We start from the raw sequence: 2,601 nt of genomic DNA, 5'->3' as shown, positions 1-2,601 counted from the left end.
GGCTTCAGCAGCAGGATGTGGCGCACCCACGCTTCCGGCAGATCGCCGACATGGATGCCGTCCGGCGACACCACCAGCTGATCTGGCCAGGCAAAGGCCAGGCGCGGCTTGGTTTCGCCCGGCAGATCGTTGCGCAGCCTCGCGTCCAATGCAGTCAGCGCCGTTTGTGCCAGTGCCTGCGGTGCGATTTCCCGTACCGTCACTTCAGCGCGATTCAGCGCGACATAGAAGCGTGTGCCGCCCATTTCGCGGAACTGCTGGATCAGCAGGCTGCGGTAGCTGGGCGGCAGGCTTTTGAAGAAGCGGATCGAACTGGCCGCGCCCTGCCCCAGATACTGCGCGGCTGACTTCACGTCCGCTTCCGTCTTGGCGCGCAGCTGCGTGGCCCAGATCACGCTGGCCACGATCTGCGCCAGCAGCAGCCCCGCCACCATCACGAGCGACAAGCGGGCCAGCAGCGATTGCGGCCAGAATCTACGCATGGGTGACATCGACCGTGGCCGAGAACACATACCCCGCGCYGCGCACGGTCTTGATCAGCATGGGCTGCTTGCCGTCGTCGTTCAGGCGCAGACGCAGGCGGCTGATTTGCACGTCCAGCGAGCGGTCCAGCGGGCCGGAATCGCGGCCGCGCGTCTCTTCGCACAGCAGGCTGCGATCCAGAATCGTGCCCGGATGTTCCACGAAATACTTCAGCAACTGGAAGTCCAGCCCCGTCAGTTGCACCGGCGCGCCTTCGCTGTCCACCACGGTGCGCTCCAGCAGGTCCAGCGTGAAGCCGTTGAAGTGATAGGAACGCACCGAGGCCGCAGGCTCATTGGATGCGCGGCGCAGAATGGCCTTGATGCGCGCCAGCAGTTCACGCGGGCTGTATGGTTTCGCGATGTAATCGTCCGCACCAAGCTCCAGTCCCACCACACGGTCGGTTTCATCGGAACTGGCGGTCAGCATGATGATCGGCAGATTGGAGCGCTTGCGCACGATGCGGCACAGCGCAAAGCCGTCGGTATCGGGCAGCATCACATCCAGGATCACCATCGACAGCTGCTCGGCATGTGTGTGCAGCTCGGCCAGGAAGCTCTCACCGTTGTGGGCGAGAATCACTTCGTACTGGTTCTTTTCAAGATAAGTCTTGAGCAGCAGGCGGGTTTTCTGGTCGTCGTCAACAATGAGTATCTTGCGTGCCATGATCAGATCCTTATTTGTGCGAGCGGATGTTCAGCGTGCGCAGAATGCCGCCGAGGCGGCGCTGCGTGTCGGCGGGCGTGACGCTGTCGTCCATGTAGTAGCGGTGCAGTTCGGCGATGATGGCATCGCGGCTTTCTTCGTCGGCGGCCATGCGGTGCACGAGGCTGGGCGCCTGCGCGGATGCACCGCGCGCAAAGCTGCGCCAGGATGAGCGCGCGCAGCTGTCCATGGCGGCCGGATTAGCGTCGCGGCGCACCGGCACCGAACCCTTTGCGGCGTGGTATTGCAGCTGCGCGGCTTGCGTTACGGCGACTTTGGCCAGCTTTTCCTGCGCGGGCTGGTGGGCGTAATCGTTGACGAACATCGACAGCGTATCGACGCTGTAGAGATGGTACTTGTCGGTACCCGGCATGGCTGCACAGCCGAATTCGACATCGGTAGCCAGCCCCATTTCATTCAGCTCCGCCTTGGCCCAGTCGCCCATGACGAACATGGCCGCCTCGCTGCGTGCGAAACGTTTCGCAGCCTCGGTCCATGGCTGCTCGTCGGCCGGGTTCAGCATCCAGGCCTTCATCGCGCGAAGGCGAAGCAGCGCCTCGGCAAGACGCGGATCGTTCGCTGCCTGCGGGCTGCGGCGCACGAACAGCTCGCGATAAAATTCCGGGCCGCCGGAAGCCAGTACGAGGTTTTCAAACAATGTGGCAACCTGCCAGGGCTCACTGCTTTGTACCAGCGGCGCCACGCCTGCTGCACGCAGCCGGTGAGCGGCCTGCTCGAATTCTTTCCAGCTCGCGGGCGGCACGAGATTCAGGCGTGCGAACAGTTTGCGATTGTAGAAAAGTGTATTGATGCGATGGATACCGAGCGGCGCAGCGACCACGTGGCCGCGATGCTGAACCAGATCGCGCACGGTGGGGAACAGCACATTGCTCCAGTTGCCGGCATTCGCCACGCTATCCAGCTCCAGCAGCAATCCCAGCTCGGCCCACTCGCCGATGGAAACGCCGATGATCTGCGTGGCGTCCGGCGCATCGCCCGCCAGCACGCGGCTGCGCAGCACCTTGCCGGCGCCGAGGCCCGCCCCACCGGGAATGGCCGCATCCTGCCACGTGACACCTTCATCGGCCAGGCGTGCAGCCAGCACGTTGGCGCCATGGCGCTCGCTGGCCGAAGTCCACCAATGCAGCACTTGCAGCGATGGCGTAGTCACCGCCTGGCTTGAAGGCGATACCACGATAAAAGAAAAAGCGAGCAACCGCGCCAGCCGCGCGATCTGCAAACGCCGGTTGGTCCTTGGCACCCGCTACTCCAGCAGATAACGATCTGCTAATTCTATCTCCATGACGTCATCTTGTGGCCTTTCACGGCATAGAACAGGATCATTGCGTAGCATGGCAGCAGCACCCAGTACGC

2 protein-coding genes and 1 pseudogene are annotated in these 2,601 nt (G+C 63.1%); all 3 read right to left on the bottom strand.

Annotated features, from left to right (window positions below; translation table 11 throughout):
- A pseudogene (locus AB4Z11_RS29030) lies at window positions 1-482 on the bottom strand (ATP-binding protein); the annotation flags it as partial.
- Window positions 475-1,188: a response regulator gene (locus AB4Z11_RS29025; protein WP_442029292.1), complete on the bottom strand. Its 714-nt coding sequence runs from the start codon at window positions 1,186-1,188 to the stop codon at window positions 475-477. The pseudogene AB4Z11_RS29030 and the gene AB4Z11_RS29025, both read right to left, overlap by 8 nt.
- Before the next feature lie 10 nt (window positions 1,189-1,198).
- Window positions 1,199-2,488, bottom strand: coding sequence for an ABC transporter substrate-binding protein (locus AB4Z11_RS29020; RefSeq protein ID WP_442029291.1), 1,290 nt, complete (start codon window positions 2,486-2,488; stop codon window positions 1,199-1,201).
- Window positions 2,489-2,601 lie beyond the last annotated feature (113 nt).

Source organism: Pseudoduganella sp. RAF53_2 (assembly GCF_052113985.1).
Classification (GTDB): Bacteria; Pseudomonadota; Gammaproteobacteria; order Burkholderiales; family Burkholderiaceae_D; genus Rugamonas.
This window is presented reverse-complemented; position numbering and strand designations above follow the sequence as displayed.